The sequence below is a fragment of the Rhodococcus sp. MS13 genome, from assembly GCF_013277835.1.
Taxonomy (GTDB): Bacteria; Actinomycetota; Actinomycetes; order Mycobacteriales; family Mycobacteriaceae; genus Rhodococcus_F; species Rhodococcus_F erythropolis.
In genome coordinates this window covers 668,011-686,285 of sequence record NZ_VBTL01000009.1, presented here as the reverse complement: position 1 = coordinate 686,285, position 18,275 = coordinate 668,011, and the positions used below count along the sequence as shown (strand labels likewise).

Annotated in this window: 15 protein-coding genes; 8 read left to right on the top strand and 7 right to left on the bottom strand. The window is 63.7% G+C overall.

Annotated features, from left to right (window positions below; all coding sequences use genetic code 11):
• Positions 1-62: 62 nt before the first annotated feature.
• Positions 63-1,292: a hypothetical protein gene (locus FEZ59_RS20640; RefSeq protein WP_141488671.1), complete on the bottom strand. Its 1,230-nt coding sequence runs from the start codon at positions 1,290-1,292 to the stop codon at positions 63-65.
• A 104-nt stretch (positions 1,293-1,396) separates the two neighbouring features.
• Between FEZ59_RS20640 and FEZ59_RS20635 the strand changes: the two genes are divergently transcribed.
• Positions 1,397-2,743: a DUF5691 domain-containing protein gene (locus tag FEZ59_RS20635; RefSeq protein ID WP_141488670.1), complete on the top strand. Its 1,347-nt coding sequence runs from the start codon at positions 1,397-1,399 to the stop codon at positions 2,741-2,743.
• Between the two features lie 57 nt (positions 2,744-2,800).
• Here the strand turns inward: FEZ59_RS20635 and FEZ59_RS20630 are convergent, their stop codons facing one another.
• From FEZ59_RS20630 to FEZ59_RS20610, 5 genes are all read right to left on the bottom strand, one after another.
• Positions 2,801-3,931, bottom strand: a complete 1,131-nt coding sequence (locus FEZ59_RS20630; RefSeq protein WP_172933100.1) for an acyl-CoA dehydrogenase family protein — start codon at positions 3,929-3,931, stop codon at positions 2,801-2,803.
• Between the two features lie 8 nt (positions 3,932-3,939).
• The gene (locus tag FEZ59_RS20625; RefSeq protein ID WP_007736177.1) at positions 3,940-5,115 is read right to left on the bottom strand and encodes an acyl-CoA dehydrogenase family protein; all 1,176 of its coding nucleotides are present in this window, start codon (positions 5,113-5,115) and stop codon (positions 3,940-3,942) included.
• A 107-nt stretch (positions 5,116-5,222) separates the two neighbouring features.
• Positions 5,223-5,669, bottom strand: coding sequence for a hypothetical protein (locus tag FEZ59_RS20620; protein WP_020970172.1), 447 nt, complete (start codon positions 5,667-5,669; stop codon positions 5,223-5,225).
• 67 nt (positions 5,670-5,736) lie between these two features.
• Positions 5,737-8,271 carry an FtsX-like permease family protein gene (locus FEZ59_RS20615; protein WP_172933099.1) on the bottom strand — a complete coding sequence of 845 codons (2,535 nt, stop codon included), beginning with the start codon at positions 8,269-8,271 and terminating at the stop codon, positions 5,737-5,739.
• Positions 8,272-8,275: 4 nt separating this feature from the next.
• Positions 8,276-9,049, bottom strand: coding sequence for an ABC transporter ATP-binding protein (locus FEZ59_RS20610; RefSeq protein WP_003945134.1), 774 nt, complete (start codon positions 9,047-9,049; stop codon positions 8,276-8,278).
• Positions 9,050-9,309: 260 nt separating this feature from the next.
• On the opposite strand from FEZ59_RS20610, the gene FEZ59_RS20605 reads away from it, so the two are divergent.
• From FEZ59_RS20605 to FEZ59_RS20590, 4 genes are all read left to right on the top strand, one after another.
• Positions 9,310-10,872 (top strand): long-chain-fatty-acid--CoA ligase, encoded by a 1,563-nt coding sequence (locus FEZ59_RS20605; RefSeq protein ID WP_019749300.1) that lies wholly within the window; start codon positions 9,310-9,312, stop codon positions 10,870-10,872.
• Between the two features lie 22 nt (positions 10,873-10,894).
• Complete coding sequence (locus FEZ59_RS20600) at positions 10,895-11,305, top strand: YchJ family metal-binding protein (RefSeq protein ID WP_021344960.1); 411 nt, start codon at positions 10,895-10,897, stop codon at positions 11,303-11,305.
• A gap of 56 nt (positions 11,306-11,361) precedes the next feature.
• Entirely contained in the window at positions 11,362-11,952 is a 591-nt protein-coding gene (locus FEZ59_RS20595; RefSeq protein WP_019749302.1) for a hypothetical protein, read from the top strand.
• 92 nt (positions 11,953-12,044) lie between these two features.
• A complete protein-coding gene (locus FEZ59_RS20590; RefSeq protein ID WP_133727802.1) occupies positions 12,045-13,943 on the top strand; it encodes an ABC transporter ATP-binding protein in 1,899 nt (632 codons plus the stop codon).
• Between the two features lie 101 nt (positions 13,944-14,044).
• Here FEZ59_RS20590 and FEZ59_RS20585 read toward each other — a convergent pair whose 3' ends face one another.
• Entirely contained in the window at positions 14,045-15,820 is a 1,776-nt protein-coding gene (locus tag FEZ59_RS20585; RefSeq protein ID WP_003945121.1) for a DEAD/DEAH box helicase, read from the bottom strand.
• 102 nt (positions 15,821-15,922) lie between these two features.
• Between FEZ59_RS20585 and FEZ59_RS20580 the strand changes: the two genes are divergently transcribed.
• From FEZ59_RS20580 to FEZ59_RS20570, 3 genes are all read left to right on the top strand, one after another.
• Positions 15,923-16,750, top strand: coding sequence for a carbon-nitrogen hydrolase family protein (locus FEZ59_RS20580; RefSeq protein ID WP_060939475.1), 828 nt, complete (start codon positions 15,923-15,925; stop codon positions 16,748-16,750).
• A gap of 55 nt (positions 16,751-16,805) precedes the next feature.
• Positions 16,806-17,432: a phosphoribosyltransferase family protein gene (locus FEZ59_RS20575; protein WP_029255786.1), complete on the top strand. Its 627-nt coding sequence runs from the start codon at positions 16,806-16,808 to the stop codon at positions 17,430-17,432.
• 126 nt (positions 17,433-17,558) lie between these two features.
• Entirely contained in the window at positions 17,559-18,257 is a 699-nt protein-coding gene (locus tag FEZ59_RS20570) for a hypothetical protein (RefSeq protein WP_019749306.1), read from the top strand.
• Positions 18,258-18,275 lie beyond the last annotated feature (18 nt).

Sequence of the window (18,275 nt, the reverse complement as noted above, 5' to 3'; positions counted from 1 at the left end):
CCTGTTCTTCGATCGTGCGGCCGGTCAGTACCTTCGACCTTACAGCTCCGGCGACAGCCTGACTACGGCGCCCGACGCTCGTTCCCGGAGGTCAGCAGTGCAATGTCCCCGTAAAGAGCCGCCCGGTGAGCGAACATCAGTTCTTCCACACCGTCGAATTGATCCCCGACGTAGTGCGTGTTGGCAGCCGAAAGTTCACGTGAACCAGAGCGCGCGAGGAGGTCGTCGATCCGGCTGTCGAGGCTCGCTGCATGCGCAACCGCACGCTGCGAACTCAACTGATCCTCGGCCCGTGCGACCAGGTCACCGATCCGCGCGAGCGCCGCGACGCGCTCGACCAGCTGGTCCCAGACCGTGCCGAGCGCTTCCCTTCGCGAAGCGATTCCGGCTCGCGTTCCCTCGTCGCGTGCCAGCGCAGCCGCGTCGTCCAGCTCTGCGAGTATCGAACGCAGCGCTACGGTATCGACCGCGATCTGCGTGATCTCGTCTGCCAAGTCCAGTTGATTACGTTGAATGACGAAGTGATCGGAATGCCACGCGCTGGAACTCTCGATCCGGTCGAAAAGATTCCCGGCGAGGTAAAGCAGTGCGTCGTACTCACCGGCGCGTCCTTCGGGTTCGGAATCGACCAGTCCGTCGAGGACTTCCGCGATACGTCTTCCGGCATCGGCGACGACACCGGTTCCCTGGACCTTCCCGAACTGGGCGGCGAGTTTGTCGAGTGCTGCGTTTCCACTGCTGGCCACGACACCGAGACCCACCGGCAGCTTGGCCGGAACCGGCGTGCGGGTGAGCCCGGCAAAGAGAGCCTCGCGCTGCTCGACGTCGAGATGGAGACCGTCGCGGCGGTCCTTGCGGATGGCACGGACGCTGCTCGCGAAATGACGATTGGAATGCACGATCGCCGATCGCATCGACTGAACGCGCTTGTCCAGCGTCTGCACCCGCCGTTCGAGGACAACCTGAACGGGACCGATGCGTGTCGCGAGCAGTCGACGCCTGGTGCGGGCCAGCTCGTCGGTGAGATACCTCAACTCGGAAAATCCGCCGATCTCCGGGAACGAACGTCCGACAGTGCGCCGGTTCGCCAGGATCGACCGCGTCGACTCGTCCGCATAGCCGCCGGCGATCAGCAATGCGACATCGTCGGACAACTCCGGCCGGTTCGACTCGACGGTCCCCGCCGCACACCACTCCCTGACTCGGGTGGAGATGAGCGTTCGCCGTTCGGTCACCGACGCCACGACAAAGACGTCGCCATTTCCGTCTGCCATCTCACGGCCATCCGTCATCTCACGCCTCCTGCTGGGTGCCGGTTACCACTGTTCCAGAATCTGCCGACACGCGCCCGACCCCTGCTCCCGAAGCCGACGCACCTCTGCCATACCGTAGGCGGGTGACCTCCCTGCGATCAGACGCGCAAGCAGGTCACTCGCGCGCACCGCGGACTCCTCCAGCGGTTCAACCACTACTTCCCGATCTCGCGATCGAACAACTCCAGTCGTTGTTGCAGGTACGTTCCTGGACTCTCGCGGAATGGTTCGCGATGGCCGACCAACGCGGATTCCTCGCGCCCGCGGCCAGTGTTCCGCTCTTCATGGAAGCCGCGCTGAAGTATCCCGAGCACCGCGAGGCGCTCCTTCGCCTCGCCGGCCGACGCGGGCAGTACCTGGCGGAGCAGAATCCCGATTGGGCCCAATTGCGGCGGATCGGGTCACGCCGGGACGAACTGTGGCTATCGCCCGATCCGAACGACCGTACGGCCTGGTTCGATTACATACGTACGGTCGACCCGGAACTGGCGAGCGAGGAGCTCGAGATCGCCTGGGACGACGAGCCCACCGCAAACCGCCTGCACTTCCTCGATCACCTCGAGGTCGGACTGGGTGAACACGATCACACCCTCCTCGAGCGTGCACTCGACGATCCAGCCGTGCGGGTTCGTGAGCGTGCAATTCAACTACTACGGCAACTCCCCCGATCTCCTTTTGCCTCTCGCATGGTCACTCGGGCTAAGTCGTGGGTCCGGCTCGAGACGAAGCCGTTGCGACCGCGCCTTGCCGTCCGATTGCCGGGCTCGCTCGACGACCTCGCATTTCGTGACGGCATCGAAGACGTCCACTACAAGAACAAAGGCATCCGGCGCTGGTGGTTACGGCAAGTCGTGACCGCCACTCCACTGACGCTGTGGGAATCGATGGCCGGTTCGCCACGCGAGGCCCTCACCATCCCCATCGAGAAGCAATGGCGCACCGTGATGATCGAATCATGGACTGCTGCAACAGTTCTTCAGAAGAACACAGCGTGGGCGTCGGCATTTCTGGAGCGGGACGGGCGCACGACCGACCGGAGAATCGTCGCCATCGCAGACCCACGCGAGCGCGTCGAATACATCGTTGCCGGCCACGCGGACGAATACCTTCTGGGCGTCGACGGCAGCGCACTACTCGACGGCATCGACCGTCCATGGCCCCTCGCCGTCGCCGAAAAGTTGTTGAACGCCTTGGAGAACGAAGCGATGGAGCATGCTGCGACGGGTGAGGACTTGGGCATTCACTCGCGGCACAGTCACTTTTCCACTCTGCGAAGCGTGCAGGCGCGCTTCCCTTTCGATGCCGTACCGCTTCTGCAGGACGCGGCGGCACGAACGAGTGACCCCGGGTGGCAACAAGCATTCACCGACAGCGCCGTCAACATCGAGCAGCGTCAACTCCGCTTGGACGTCTTACGCTCTCACCGCTGAACGACGAAGGGTCGCACTCCGCGAACGGAATGCGACCCTTCGGTTGATCGTGAAAGATCAGACGACGCTGACCATCTCGTGATCAGCCACGCCGGCGGCCAACACCCGGAGATGGTCTTCGGTGCTGCCGAGGGTGTGCTCGATGGCGACGAGTCGGCTCACGTAGTGACCCACCGGGTACTCCGCGGTCATACCGATGCCACCGTGCATCTGGATCGCTTCCTGGCCGATGAGCCGAGCCGAACGCCCGATCTGCAACTTCACCCGCGAAGCGATCACCGGATCGACGACGCCGTCGGCAAGGGACATCGTTGCGTACAGACTCATGCTGCGTGCCAACTCGAGCGAGACGTACAGGTCGGCGGCGCGGTGCGTCAGCGTCTGGAACTTCGCGAGCGGAACACCGAATTGCTTACGCGTCTTGAGGTATTCGGTGGTCAGACGCAGCGCCTCTTCCATTGCTCCGACAGCCTCGGCGCACAGCGCGGCCTGCTCACGGATCTGTGCGGCCTGGATCAGAGCAGAAGCGTCTCCGCCCTCACCGAGCGCTTCGGCGGGAGTATCGGTGAACTCGATCTGCGCCCCGCGCAAACCGTCGTGAGTGGCGTAGGACTTGCATACCAAGCCGGAGGCATCGCTCTTGACGAGGAACAGTCCGACGCCACCGCCGGGGAGTGCAGCGCTCACGACCAGGATGTCCGCAGTCGCACCGTGGCCAACGGGATTCTTGATACCGGTGATGGTCCAGCCGCCGTCGACCTGCGCCGCCGCGGTGGCCCGTTCTGTTGCCGGCCAACGGATTCCGGGTTCCTGATCGGCGAACGCGAGGAACGTGGTGCCCTCGGCCACTCCGGGAAGAATCGACGAGCGCTGCTCTGCGCTGCCGCCTTCGGAGATAAGCCCGCCCGGCGTCACGACCGCGTCGAGTAACGGTTCGGGGGCCAAGCGTCGACCGATCTCGGTCATGACCGCACCGATTTCCACCGGGCCCGCGTCCATGCCGCCGTCGTCCTCGGAGAACGTCAGGCCGAGCAAGCCGACCTCGGCCAACTGCTTCCAGACCTGCGGACTCCACCCTGGATCGGAGTCGATGATCGCGTTGCGCTTTTCGGCGTCGTAGCTACGCGAGAGGAGGTCCTTGGTGGTGTCGCGGAGAAGCTTCTGTTCGTCGTTCAGTTCGAAGTCCATGCCACGCCTCACAATCCGAGGATCGAGGAGGCGATGATGCTGCGCTGCACTTCGCTCGATCCGCTGTAGATGGATACCTTGCGGTAGTTCAGGTACGTCGGGGCAGTGTGCTGTGCCCAGCTCGCGGAGGCGATGTCGCTGCCCGCGTCGTACGGCAGTGAATCAGGGCCGGCCACGTCCATCAGCAATTCGACGCTCGCCTGCTGCAATTCGGAGCCACGAAGCTTGAGCAGAGACGACGCCGGGTTCGGCTGGCCGTCAGCGGAACTGGCGACCACCCGGAGCTGAGTGAGCTCGAGGGCAAGCAATTCGTTTTCGAGTTCGGCGAGGCGAGCAGCGAAGAGCGGATCTTCGAGCAGGGTCCCGTTACCGACCTTGACCTCGGCAGCGCGGGCCTTGGCCTGGGCCAGACGAACCTTCGAGAAACCGACGCGGGTGACACCGGTGCGCTCGTTGCCGAGCAGGAACTTGGCGTAGCCCCAGCCCTGGTTCTCTTCACCGACCAGGTTCTCTCCCGGAACGCGGACGTCCTCGAAGAACACTTCGTTGACCTCGTAGCCGCCGTCGATCAGCTTGATCGGGCGGACCGTGACTCCAGGCGTCTTCAGGTCGACCAGAATGAACGAGATACCTGCCTGGCGCTTGGGCGCATCGGGATTGGTACGCACGAGGCAGAAGATCCAGTCGGCGTACTGTCCCAGCGTCGTCCAGGTCTTCTGACCGTTGATGACCCAGTCGTCGCCGTCGCGGACCGCGCGGGTCTTGAGCGAAGCGAGGTCGGAGCCGGCCTCGGGTTCGGAGAATCCCTGGCACCACCAGATGTCGAGGTTCGCGGTCGCGGGAAGGAACTTCTCCTTCTGCTCCTGCGAGCCGAAGGCTGCGATGACCGGACCGACCATGTTGGCGTTGAACGCCAACGGTTCGGGGACCGACGCTAGCTGAAGTTCGTCGAGCCAGATGTTGTGCTGGACCGGGGTCCAGTCCTTGCCGCCCCACTCGACCGGCCAGTGCGGTACCGCCAGACCGTGAGCATTGAGGATCTGCTGCGCCTCGACCATACGGTCGCGCCCCAATTCCTCGCCGTGGGCGTACGCCTCCCTGATGTCCGCGGGGATTTGCGTACGGAAGAACGTCCGCATCTCGTCGCGGAACGCTAGTTCCTCGTCGGTCAATGCCAGGTTCATCGGGATTCCTTCGCACTCGAAACCGGATTCATGTTCGGTTCGACCGTACCCCGACGACCCTGGAGGCGGAACAGGTACCGCGAAAGACGGCACTCGGAACCGAGCTACTACACGGTTTTGAGGACCAACAGGTAACCCCCACCCGCGGCGTCGATGCTCGTTTCCACGTTCAGCGACGGAGCCAAACGTGACAACCGGTCGATCAGCCAGTCCGACGCTTCCTGGGCGTCGTCCTTGCCGGGACAGCGAGCGACGGCGACGCGGCCACCCTTGCGCTCGAGTTGCTCCACGACCCCGATGATCGGGGCGGGATCCACGACGAACAGCCGATCCGGCCACTCCACAACAGGTTTGACCGCACCCTTCTTGGTGTTGCACGCGCGGTGCGCCAAGCGTTCGACGCCACCTTTGGTCTTGCCACCCTTTTTCGCGGTGTTGATGCTGTCGATACTCGGGCCGCGCGGATCGTTGACGGACATGTCGGGATCGACCGGTTCGTCACACAGCCAGCAGCGCCAGGATTCACGTTCGCCGACTTCTTGAAGGGTGCTCATGTGGCAACGGTACCGTGCGCACTTTCGGCTGCTTCCGCTACCAAAAGTGCGCACGGGGCCGAAGGCCCTACATGTCTGCAATCGCCTCCAGCGGCTTCGTCTTGGCCGCTCGGTTGGCCGGCCACAGCGCCGCCAAGACACCGACCACACCCGAGCCGATCAGCATTCCGACCACCTGACCCCACGGGATCGTGATCTTGTCGAGGCCCTGATCCGCGAGAGTGCTCACGAAGGCCCAACCGAACGCGATGCCGAGAACAACTCCGACCGCCGCGCCGTACACCGCGATGAGCACCGACTCGAGGTAGATCGTGCGTCGCATCTGTCCGCGCTGCATGCCGACAGCTCGCAGCATTCCGATTTCTCGTCGCCGCTCGACCACCGACAGTGCCAAGGTGTTGATGATGCCCAGGATTGCGATCACGACCGCGAGTGCAAGCAGTCCGTAGAGGATCGCCAACAAGGTGTTGATCTGCTGGCCCTGAGTTCCCTTGAACTCCTCACGATCCTGCACCTGGACGACGACGTACTTCTCCGTGGCCGTTTCCAGCTCGGATCGCAGCATGGTCAGATCCGCACCCGGCTTCGCCTTCACCAGCACCACGAAGTCCGGGAGACTCTCGGCCGGCATCAGTTTCCGGTACGCCTCGTCCGAGACGATCCACGAGCCGATCAGCTGGTTGTCCTCGAACACTCCCGCGACAACGGTCTGGTACTCGACGCCGCCAGGACCGGTCAACGTCTGGGTCGAGCCGACAGTCCAGCCCTTGTCATCCGCAGTCGACTTCGAGACGAGCATGTTGTTGCCGGTCAGATCGACCGTGCCCTCGAGGATCTTGTACTCGAGCACGCCTTCGATCGGTCCGTCGAACGAAGCGCCTTGCTCGTCCTCACCGTCGACCTTCGCGCGCACCCCGTGCAAGGACGTCGCGCTCTGTACGTCGGGTACCTGCCGGACCGCGTCGGCCGCACCTCGCGGCACACCGATCGCGTTGGGACCGGTCAGGATGCAGTCGGCCGAGACACCCACGTCCACAAGAGCATTGATGCTCGCCTTGGCCGAGGAACCGAACACTCCGATGACCGTCACCAGCATCAGACCGAGAGTCAGCGCGAATGCCGTTGCGGCCGTACGGCGAGGATTACGCACCGCATTGGTACGGGCCAATCGCCCGATGGCGCCGAACGGCTTGGCGAACACGGCACCGAGCGCACCGACGATCGGTCGCGACAGCGCCGGAGCCCCGAGAAGAACCGCGATGATCAACGAGAACGCACCGAGTCCGACTATCAACGCAGCCCCACCACCGGTACCGCGAGAGCCGAACACGAGCAGTGCCACACCGATCACGCCGAGAATCGCACCGATCAACGTCCGCACTCGCAGTGAGTCACCGGTAGAGGCGAACTCCTCACGCATGGCCGCTACCGGCGGGATCTTCGACGCACGACGAGCCGGGGCGTAAGCGCTGAGCGTCGTGACGACGACGCCGACCACCAACGCGACGATGATCGTGCGGGCACCCACCTGGAGCGGGCCTTCCGGCAGACCGACGTCGAATGTGTTGAGCAGACTGCGCAATCCGTAGGCGAGACCGATACCGCCGAGCAGACCGATGATGCTGCCGATGAGTCCGACCACGAGCGCCTCGGTGACCACCGAACGGCCGACCTGCGCTCGGCTCGCACCGATCGCGCGCAGCAGCGCCAGCTCACGAAGTCGCTGCGCCACGATCATCGAGAAGGTGTTGTAGATGATGAACGTTCCGACGAGCAGAGCAATCGCGCCGAACGCCAACAGGAAGTAGTTGATGAAGCTCAGCGCCGAGTCGACCTCGGCCTTGGTCTCCTCACGAACCTGGTCGCCGGTCTGCACCTTGAGATCGGGGAAAACCTGCTCGACGCGTTGCTGCAGTTCCGTCTGCGACACCCCGTCGCCCGCGACGTCGATGTACTCGACGTGTTGGCCGTCGGTGAAGAGTCCACGGGCCTGCTCGTCGGTGAAGAGCGCGCCGATGAACCCGCCGGTGTCACTGCCCGCCCCCTCGTAGATGCCGGACAACGTCACGTCCACGATTCCGCGGGCCGGTGCCAGAACCTTGGCGGAGTCCCCCACCTTCAGTCCGGCTCGCTCGGCGGCGCTGGTGTTCAGCGCGACCTGACCGGTCTGCGTCGGAGGCGCGCCCTCGACGAAGGTGTCGGGTTCGGCAATCGCCTGGCCCGGCGGTAGGTAGGACTGCCCGATACTCGGCGCGCCGCCGGTCTGAACAGCGCCGCCGTCTGCGTTGATCAGGACGATCTGTCCGCTGACGGCCGGGGCTACCGCTCGGACACCGTCGACTGCGGCAAGTTTGTCGACATCCTCGACCGGAACGCCACTGGTGTTGCGCTCTTCCATCGATACCCGGACGTCGACGCCCTGGGCGGTGTTCTCGAAGATCGAATCGAAAGTCTTCTGGAGGGTGTCGGTGAAAACGAACGACCCCGCGACAAAAGCCGTGCCAAGCACCACGGACAGAACCGTCAGCGCAAGTCGCACCTTGTGTGCCGCCAAGTTGCGCAGGGAAACCTTGCGCATCGGCGAGTTGCTTACCGAAGCCATGTGCTCAAGCCCCGGCTTCCACGTTCACGACCGCCTGCGGAGCGTCCAGACGCTTCATCCGGTCGAGGACCGAATCCGCCGTAGGTTCGCGCAATTCGTCGACGATCTTGCCGTCCGCGAGGAACACCACTCGGTCGGCATACGCCGCTGCCCGCGGATCGTGCGTCACGATCACCACGGTCTGGTTGAACTCGTCGACGGCCGCCCGCAGGATCGAGAGCACCTCCCCGGAGGACTTCGAATCGAGGTTTCCGGTCGGCTCGTCGCCGAAGATGATCTCCGGCTGACCCGCCAGCGCACGCGCACACGCCACACGCTGCTGCTGACCACCCGAGAGCTCTCCCGGCCGGTGATCGAGGCGATCCCCGAGACCCAGCTTGGTCAGGACGCTGTTCAGCCAGGTCGGGTCCGCTTTGCGTCCCGCGATGTCGAGCGGCAACGTGATGTTCTCGAGCGCCGTCAGCGTCGGCACCAGGTTGAACGCCTGGAAAACGAAACCGATGCGATCGCGTCGCAATTGGGTCATCTGTTTGTCGGAAAGCGTCGTGAGTTCCGTGTCGCCGATGAGAACGGAACCCGAACTTGCGGAATCCAGACCGGCGAGGCAATGCATCAGCGTCGACTTACCGGAACCGGACGGCCCCATGATCGCCGTGAACTCACCGCGGGCGAAATCTGCGGACACCGAACTGAGTGCGTGCACCTGGGTATCTCCGGTGCCGTAGGTCTTGGACAGGCCGACTGCGCGGGCCGCGACATCCTGGGCGTGCGAACTCATGATCGCCTTTCCTGTTCACTTCGGTACTACTTGTGGGCGTGACGGGCGCCCGTGAAAACACGGACGCCCGCAATGGTTGGTTCCATCCTGTCGGGTGTCGGGCGCGCTCGCCATCGGGGACCACCCTGATATCTGCAGCCGAGCCGGTCAGGGTCGCGGGAATGTGCTCTCTCTGCTTGTGCGCATTGACGAGAAACAGCGATACGAAGACCGGGCGCACATTAACCTTGTGACACCAATCACACGAGAGAGGCGGCCGAATGTCCGACGCCACCGCTGGAATCATTTTCGATCGGCTAGAGCACTGGGCGACGGTCAAGCCTGATCAAGCAGCGATGACCTTCCAAGGGACCGAATACACGTGGGCCCAGTGGCGAGACCGCATCTTGCGTATCGCCGCCGCCCTCGCCGAATCCGGCATCGGCGCCGGCGACACTGTCGCGTTCGTCGACAAGAATCATCTGTCCTGCCTCGAAGTCACCTACGCCGCCTCACTGCTCGGCGCCGCGAATGTCATTCCCAACTGGCGACTTTCGGGCGAAGAGCTGGATTACGTCCTCGCGGACTGTGGCGCTCGCATTCTGTTTGTCGGCAGCGAACTACTCCCCCAGATCGTCGCCATGCGCGACCGCTTGACGGCCGTCGAATCGATCTTCGCCGTCGGCGGGGAACACGACGAGTTCGAACCGTGGATCGACGAGGTCGCACCGCTGCACTCCCGCCCCGAGGTGAGCCCCGATGCCACCGCTCTGGTTCTCTACAGTTCCGGGACGACCGGTCGCCCCAAAGGCGTACAGCTCACGCATCGAAACCTGTTCGCGCACAGCAACAATGTGCTCGAAATCCTGCCGGCCCACGAGGATCACCGATTCTTGATCGCGATGCCGATGTTCCACGTCGGCGGAACGTGCTACGCCATCATGGCAATTCACACGGGAGGGCGCTGTTACTTCACGAGAGAAGCCGACGGACCGTCGATCTTCGCCGGTCTCGCCGCCGGAGCCAACATCGCCTTTCTCGTCCCACCGGTCATTGCCGGAGTCCTGGCCGCAGGCGAGCAGGCCGTCGCCGCCTTCAAGGCATTCAAACGCATTACCTACGGCGCCGCCCCCATGCCCCTTCCGTTGTTGCGAGCAGCACTCGCGGCTTGGCCGGACACCGAATTCGTCCAGGTCTACGGCATGACCGAAATGGCAGGTGTCATTACCGCGTTGATGCCGGACGTTCACCGCGACGAGTCGCAGGTCGAGCGCATGGCATCAGCAGGCACGGCGATCCCCGGCGTCGAGATGCGTGTGGTGGACCCCGTCACGCTCGAGGACGTGCCCACCGGAACGACCGGCGAACTGTGGTGGCGATCCGAACAGTGCACCCCCGGATACCTGGGCAAGCCCGAGGCGACGGCCGAAACGATTACCGCAGATGGGTGGCTGCGAAGCGGCGACATGGGCCGCGCCGACTCCGACGGCTTCGTCTTCATCGAGGACCGCCTCAAGGACATGATCATCACCGGCGGCGAGAACGTCTACTCCCCCGAGATCGAACGAGTACTGGTGGAGCATCCGGCAATCGCCGAGGTCGCGGTCATCGGCGTTCCCGACGACCGTTGGGGTGAAACCGTCAAGGCAGTCGTGGTTCTCACTGCCGAAGCGCAGATCGACGAAGCCGAACTGATCACCTACACACAGGAACGCCTCGCAAAGTTCAAGTGCCCGACCAGTATCGACGTCGTCGAGATCCTTCCCCGCAATCCCACCGGAAAGATCCTCAAGCGCGACCTCCGCAAACCGTACTGGGACAACCGCGAACACAAACTGGTCTGAGTTCGCGTGCTGTAATGGGGCGGTGACTTCGCGCCGCCCCACCACACCCAATCCGACCGATCCGTGCCCGTGCGGCAGCGGCAACGCGTTGGCCGAATGCTGCGGAAAGTACATCAGCGGCGAAGCGCACGCACCGACTGCCGAAACCCTGATGCGTTCGCGTTACACGGCCTTCGCTGTGATGGACGACGAATATCTCACGCAGACTTGGCATCCCGCCCATCGGCCCACCGAACTCGATCTCGACCCCGACCAGACATGGCTCCGGTTGGAGATCCTGGACACCGAACGGGGCGGGCTGTTCGATTCCGACGGCGTCGTGGAATTTCGCGCTCACTACACATTCGGGCGCGAGCGGGGAATGCTCCACGAACGCAGTCGATTTGCGCGAACAGAGGGTAAGTGGCTCTACGTCGACGGCGATATCGGTTAGGTAACTCCGGGCACCGCCGCCGCGGATCCCGATAACGCGAGCCCTACGATCGAGTCATGACAACGAACCGGACGAGATCATTTGCCGCTGTCGCTGCCATCGCAGTGGGCGTGAGCCTGACTGCCTGTTCGCAGGACGCGGAGACCACTCCCACGGCAGCCACCTCGGCCGTCACCTCGACCTCGAGTGCAGCAGCGTCGACCACAGAACCAGTCCCGACGGACAGCTCCGACAAGACGTCGGCTGCGGGCACCGAATCCAAGCTCACCGTCGTCGACATCCGAGTGGGCGAGCACGACGGATTCGATCGTGTCGTCTACGAAATGGGCGGAACCGGCACACCCGGATGGCGCGTCAAGTACGTCGACGCGGCGACACAGGAAGGCAGCGGTAAGCCCGTGGACATCAAGGGTGCCGCAGTGATCCAGGTCCTGATCGACGGTTCCGCCTATCCCTTCGACAGCGGAGTCGAGCAGTACTCCGGCCCCAACCCGGTCCCCGGCGTCGGCGGAGTCGTGACCGAGGTCAACGGGTCCAACGTCTTCGAGGGAGTCACCCAGTCGTTCATCGGCGTGACTGAGAAGCAGCCGTTCACGGTCACGACGCTCAGCGACCCTCCGCGAGTGGTGGTCGACGTGGCCCGCTGAGGCCGCACTTGACCTGAAGTTTGGTTGAGGTTCTACCTTCGTGTCGTACCGGCCACGTAATCTTCGTGGCCGGCGACTGGAGGGGCGAAGTCATGAGTATGGAAGTCACCGCGTGGAACGCGATGTACAACGCGATGCACGCGCAAGAAGATCGGCGCCCGTTCTCGAAGGCGACACTGAAGCGGATCGCGACGTTCGCGGTTCCGCAGAAACGTAACCTCAGCTGGTACCTCGTACTGAGCGTCGTCACCGCTGCACTTGCCGTGGCAACCCCCGTCCTGGCCGGGCGCGTGGTCAACGCGATAGTCGGCGGCGACGCCGTCGACGTGGTCGTCAAACTTGCCGCACTGATCGCACTGGTTGCACTTCTCGAAGCCGCTCTGGGCCTGTTGACCCGGTGGCTTTCGGCCAGCATCGGTGAAGATCTGATCCTGCATCTGCGCACCACCGTCTTCGATCACGTCCAGAAGATGCCCATCGCGTTCTTCACCAGAACTCGAACCGGAGCACTGGTCAGCCGGCTCAACAACGACGTCATCGGCGCACAGCGCGCCTTCAGCGACACCTTGTCCGGAGTGGTCAGCAACCTGGTCACCCTGGTGATCACGCTGATCGTCATGCTCGGGATCTCTTGGCAGATCACCGTCCTCGCGTTGTTGCTTCTCCCCATCTTCGTCATCCCCGCTCGGCGGATGGGTGCAAAACTTGCAGCACTCAATCGTGAAGCAGCCAACCATAATTCGCTTATGAGCACCCAGATGACGGAACGGTTCTCCGCTCCCGGAGCGACTCTGGTCAAGCTGTTCGGTCGCCCGTCGCAAGAGTCTGCGGAGTTCGCGGTTCGTGCCAGGCGTGTGCGCAACATCGGAGTCCGGACCGCAATGCTGCAGTCCGTCTTCGTCACAGCGCTGACACTGGTCTCGGCCCTGGCTCTTGCCCTCGTCTACGGACTCGGCGGCTTCTACGCGCTGCGCGGACAGTTGGACGCAGGCGCCGTCGTTGCGATGGCGTTGTTGTTGACGCGCCTGTACTCGCCGCTGACCGCACTGGCCAGCGCGCGGGTGGACGTCATGAGCGCTCTGGTCAGCTTCGAGCGGGTATTCGAGATTCTCGATCTGGCACCGCTCATCACCGAGAAGCCCGATGCACGCACGGTGCCGCAGGGCCCGGTGTCGGTCGAGTTCAAGAACGTCACTTTCGCGTACCCGTCAGCGGACAAGGTGTCTCTCGCCTCTCTGGAGGAAGTCGCGATCCTCGACACTCGCGGCGGCGAGGACGTGTTGCACAACCTGTCTTTCCGCACCGAAGCAGGACAGATGGTCGCCCTGGTCGGCACGTCCGGCGCCGGAAAGTCGACCGTTGCCCAGATGATTCCGCGTCTCTACGACATCGATTCCGGATCGGTCGAGTTGGGCGGCGTCGACGTCCGCGACCTCAGTGCCGATTCCATCCGCGAGACCGTCGGCATGGTCACGCAGGACGGGCACCTGTTCCACGAGAGCCTTCGATCCAACCTGCTCCTTGCGCGACCGGATGCCACCGAAGAAGATCTGCGCGAGGTTCTGGAGCGAGCACGGCTCACCGACCTGGTTGCGTCGCTGCCCGACGGACTGGAGACCGTGGTGGGTGAACGCGGTTACCGCCTCTCGGGCGGCGAGCGCCAACGCCTGACCATCGCACGACTGCTCCTGGCCCAGCCTCGCGTCGTCATCCTGGACGAGGCCACCGCGCATCTCGACTCGACGTCGGAAGCCGCGGTTCAGGAAGCACTCGGCGAAGCACTCGCCGGGCGGACTGCGGTGGTGATCGCTCACCGGTTGTCGACGATCCGTTCCGCCGACCTGATCCTCGTCGTCGAAGCAGGCCAGATCGTCGAGCGCGGCAACCATGAGGAACTGCTCGCGCACGGTGGCCGCTACGCCGAGTTGTACCGCACGCAGTTCGACACCAACGCCCGGAAGAACGGCGCCCTCGCACCGACGCCGATCTGATACCGCGCAGCGCCTTGCCCTCCACACAGAAAACAGGCGCTGTCCTCCTCGCGGAGGGCAGCGCCTGTTTCAGTCTTTATGTCAGTCGTTGAAGCTGTAGGTCAGTCGTTGTAGCGATCGCGTCCGCCACCGCGGCGGTCGTCACGTCCACCGCGATCGTCCCGGCCACCACGGTCGCCACGGCCACTCGGACGTCCCTGCGGCGGGCCGAAATCAGGCTGCAGCTGGATCAGGACGCCGGAGATGCGTGTGCGACGCAAAGCTTCGAGAGTCTCGTTGGAGAGGTCGGCCGGCAGCTCGACGATGCTGTGATCCGGGCGAATGCTGATGTGCCCGAAGTCGCTTCGACGAAGTCCACCCTCGTTGGCGATGGCACCGACGATGGCACCCGGAACGACGCGGTGACGCTTGCCGACTGCAATGCGGTATGCAGCCAACTCCTGGCCCTCGGGTCCACGCGAGCGAGGAGCCGGGCCGTCGTCGAAACGACGAGGGGGACGCGGTTCACGCGGCTCGCGCTCACGGCGCGGCGGTGCCGGCGGCTCGGGAGAAAGTAAGAATGCTTCGCCGTCGCGCGACTGCAATGCCAGAGCGGCAGCGATGTCGATGAGCGGAACATCGTGTTCCTGGTCGTAGTCCTCGATCATCTTGCGGAACATCGCGAGATTCTCCGAGGCCAGGCTCTCGGTGATGGAGTCACCGAACTTGGCCACGCGCTGGGCGTTGACGTCGTCGACACTGGGAAGCTGCATCTCCGCAAGCGGCTGACGCGTCGCCTTCTCGATGGACTTGAGCAGATGACGCTCACGCGGAGCGACGAACAGCAACGCGTCACCCTGACGACCGGCGCGGCCGGTACGACCGATGCGGTGAACGTACGACTCCGTGTCATGCGGGATGTCGTAGTTGACGACGTGGGAGATTCGATCGACGTCGAGGCCTCGAGCGGCAACGTCGGTCGCGACAAGGATGTCGAGGGCGCCGTTCTTGAGCTGACCGATGGTCCGCTCACGCTGTGCCTGGACGATGTCGCCGTTGATCGCGGCAGCCGAGTGCCCGCGGGCCCGCAGCTTCTCCGCCAGGTCTTCGGTGGCCTGCTTGGTACGGACGAAGATGATCATCGCCTCGAATGCCTCGACCTCGAGGACTCGGGTCAGTGCATCGAGCTTGCGCTGATGAGCAACCTGAATGTAGCGCTGCGTGATGTTCGAAGCGGTCGACGTCTTGGACTTGACGGTGATCTCGACCGGATTGTTCAGGTACTGCTTCGAGATCCGGCGAATCGAGCCGGGCATCGTTGCGGAGAACAGGGCAACCTGCTTGTCGCCGGGGGTGTCGCGGAGGATGCGCTCGACGTCCTCCTGGAACCCCATCTTGAGCATCTCGTCGGCCTCGTCGAGAACGAGGTACTTGAGATTGGTCAGATCCAGGGTGCCCTTTTCGAGATGGTCGATGACACGACCCGGGGTACCGACGACGACGTGTGCGCCGCGGCGCAGGCCGGACAGCTGGACGCCGTAGCTCTGGCCACCGTAGATCGGCAGCACGTTGAGTCCGGGGATGTGCGCGGAGTACTTGCCGAATGCCTCGGCAACCTGAAGCGCCAGCTCACGCGTGGGAGCAAGCACCAGCGCCTGGGTCTGCTTGATCGACGTGTCGATCCGCGACAGGACTGGAACTGCGAAAGCTGCGGTCTTGCCGGTACCGGTCTGTGCGAGACCGACGACGTCCTTGCCTTCGAGCAGCGGCGGAATGGTGGCAGCCTGAATGGGCGAGGGCGACTCGTAGCCCACGTCTGACAGTGCCTTCAGTACCCGATCATCGATGTCGAGGTCGGCAAATGTTGGGGGTTCGGGGTCACGCTCAATATCACTCATTTGACCAGCAGTTTAGCGGATAGAGTATAGACACGACGACATACCGGGGGTGCATTTACGACAGATCCACCCTCCCAGCGGGTTTCGCCTAGCGTATGGAGCATGACCGAAGCCACCGTTGCCACCCCCGCCCAGACCGTTGTCGCGATTGCCCAATTCGCCCCGGGGACGGACAAGAAAGCCAACCTCGAATCACTGCGATCACTGGCTTCCGATGCAGCAGCACGGGGCGCGAAAGTTGTCGTGGCGCCGGAATACTCGATGTTCACCGCACCGAAGACGGATGAACGACTGATCGAGTCCGCGGAGGACCTGGACGGCGAATTCGGTTCGGCATTGGCGGCGGTCGCCGCGGAGTTCGGAATCTTCCTCGTAGCGGGAATGAACGAGCGGATCGACGACGTGAGCAGAATCTCCAACACCCTCGTCGCGATGGACCCGAACGGCGAACTGGTGGCGACCTACCGGAAGCTGCATCTCTACGACGCATTCGGTTACCAGGAGTCGGCCGTGATCCGTGCCGGCAACATCACGGAACCGCAGACTTTCGGGTGCGACGGCCTGACCTTCGGCCTCCAGACCTGCTACGACCTGCGCTTCCCGGAAGTCACCCGGCGCATCGTCGACGTCGGCGCGGACATCCTGCTCCTGCCCGCCCAGTGGGTGCCCGGGCCACTCAAGGAAGACCACTGGACCACTCTCGTACGCGCCCGGGCCATCGAGAACACGATGTACATCGCAGCGGCTGACCAGAGCGCGCGCGGCGGCGCGGGTGCCAGCATGATCGTCGACCCGATGGGCGTCGTGATGTGTTCACTGGGCGAGCAGGTCGGGGTTGCCGCCGCGACTGTTTCGGCCGCTCGCATCGCCGAAGTACGCGAGAAGAATCCAGCTCTCGCGCTGCGGAGGTTCACTGTCTCGTCGCGGTGACCTGCAGCGGGTAGCGTCGAACAGGTCGGGGTTCGAGCTTCTCGAGGACAACGCAGTGACCCAGTATCGGGATCGATCTTCCGCCGGCAAATTTCTGGCCGGGCGGCTCGAGTCTTTGCGTCTCGACAAGCCTGTCGTTCTCGGACTCCCACGCGGCGGAGTACCGGTCGCAGCCGAGGTGGCTGCGGCACTGAACGCTCCGCTGGACATCGTGGTGGTGCGCAAGCTCGGCAGTCCGTACAACCCGGAACTGGCGATGGGCGCCATCGGTGAGGGTGGCGTGCGGGTCCTCAATCACGACGTCATCGCAGCGGTTCGCGTCTCGAAAAGTGAACTCGCCGCCGTCGAACGCGACGAACGAACCGAATTGGAACGGCGAGCGCGGCTCCTGCGCGAGGGACGGACCCCGGTTTCCCTCCACGGACGCACAGCAGTGATCGTCGACGACGGAATGGCCACGGGTGCGAGTGCCGCCGTTGCCTGCCGCTGCGCGCGCACCGCGGGTGCTGCCTCCGTCATCGTCGCTGTCCCAGTTGCCTCCCCTGAAGCAATGAGAGTGATCGCGTGCTCAGCCGATCGGGTCGTCTGCCCCTTCGTTCCTGCCCTGCTGGGCGGCGTCGGTGCTGCATTCGAGGACTTTCATCAACTCAGCGACGACGAAGTGCTGACCTTCCTCGCCTGAGAGGACACCCCTCCAGCCTGAGCGCAGTCCAAGAGATCTCTGAGAATTTGTGATGTGTGCAACATTTCGCTCCTCGGTGCCGATAGCCCAAATGGAACAAAAAGAATTCGGCTTTCTGGAGGAACCGTGACCATCTCGACCGATACCGTCGACGCCGTCGCAGCTGCGTGCCGTGACCGCCTGGGCGACCCTTCCGCCTGGGTTGCGTCAGACGCTTATCGACAGAGCCTCGCCCTGTGCATCATCGAATCCGTTCAGTCCACGTCGGGTCACAGCGAAGTGACCGTCGTAGATCGCTACCTGGCCTACCGGAAAGCCCGCGAAGACAAACCCGTCACGGACGGCGCACGCGAACTACTCCGCACCTTCGAGGAAGCCGGGAGTTCGGACCAGTGGGCAGGCAAGATCGGCTCGTACAAGCGTCGCTACACGGCGACGGGTGTCCCGATCGAGGCGCGTCACATCCAACAGGTCGCCGAGAAACTCCATCACTTGCGGATCAACAGCGTCGAGGACCTGCTCTCTGCTGCCGATTCCGACAACGCTCTCGATGCGGTTCACCTTGCCTGGGTGGACGCCTGCGGAGACGGTTCCGAAGTGACCTGGGCACACCTGTTGATGTTGGCCGGAATTCCACACACCGATCTGGGTACCGCTGCCGACACGTTCATCAGCGCAACACTCGGCACCACCGAGTTACCAGGAGACACCTCGGAGATCCTTGCAGCTACTGCAGAGCAACTCGGAGTGGATCCGGACCGATTGGACTACGCAATTCGCCGGTGGTTGTCCGTGCACGGCCGCATGCTCCAACACGTCGCCTGAGTACCTGTAAACAGGCGG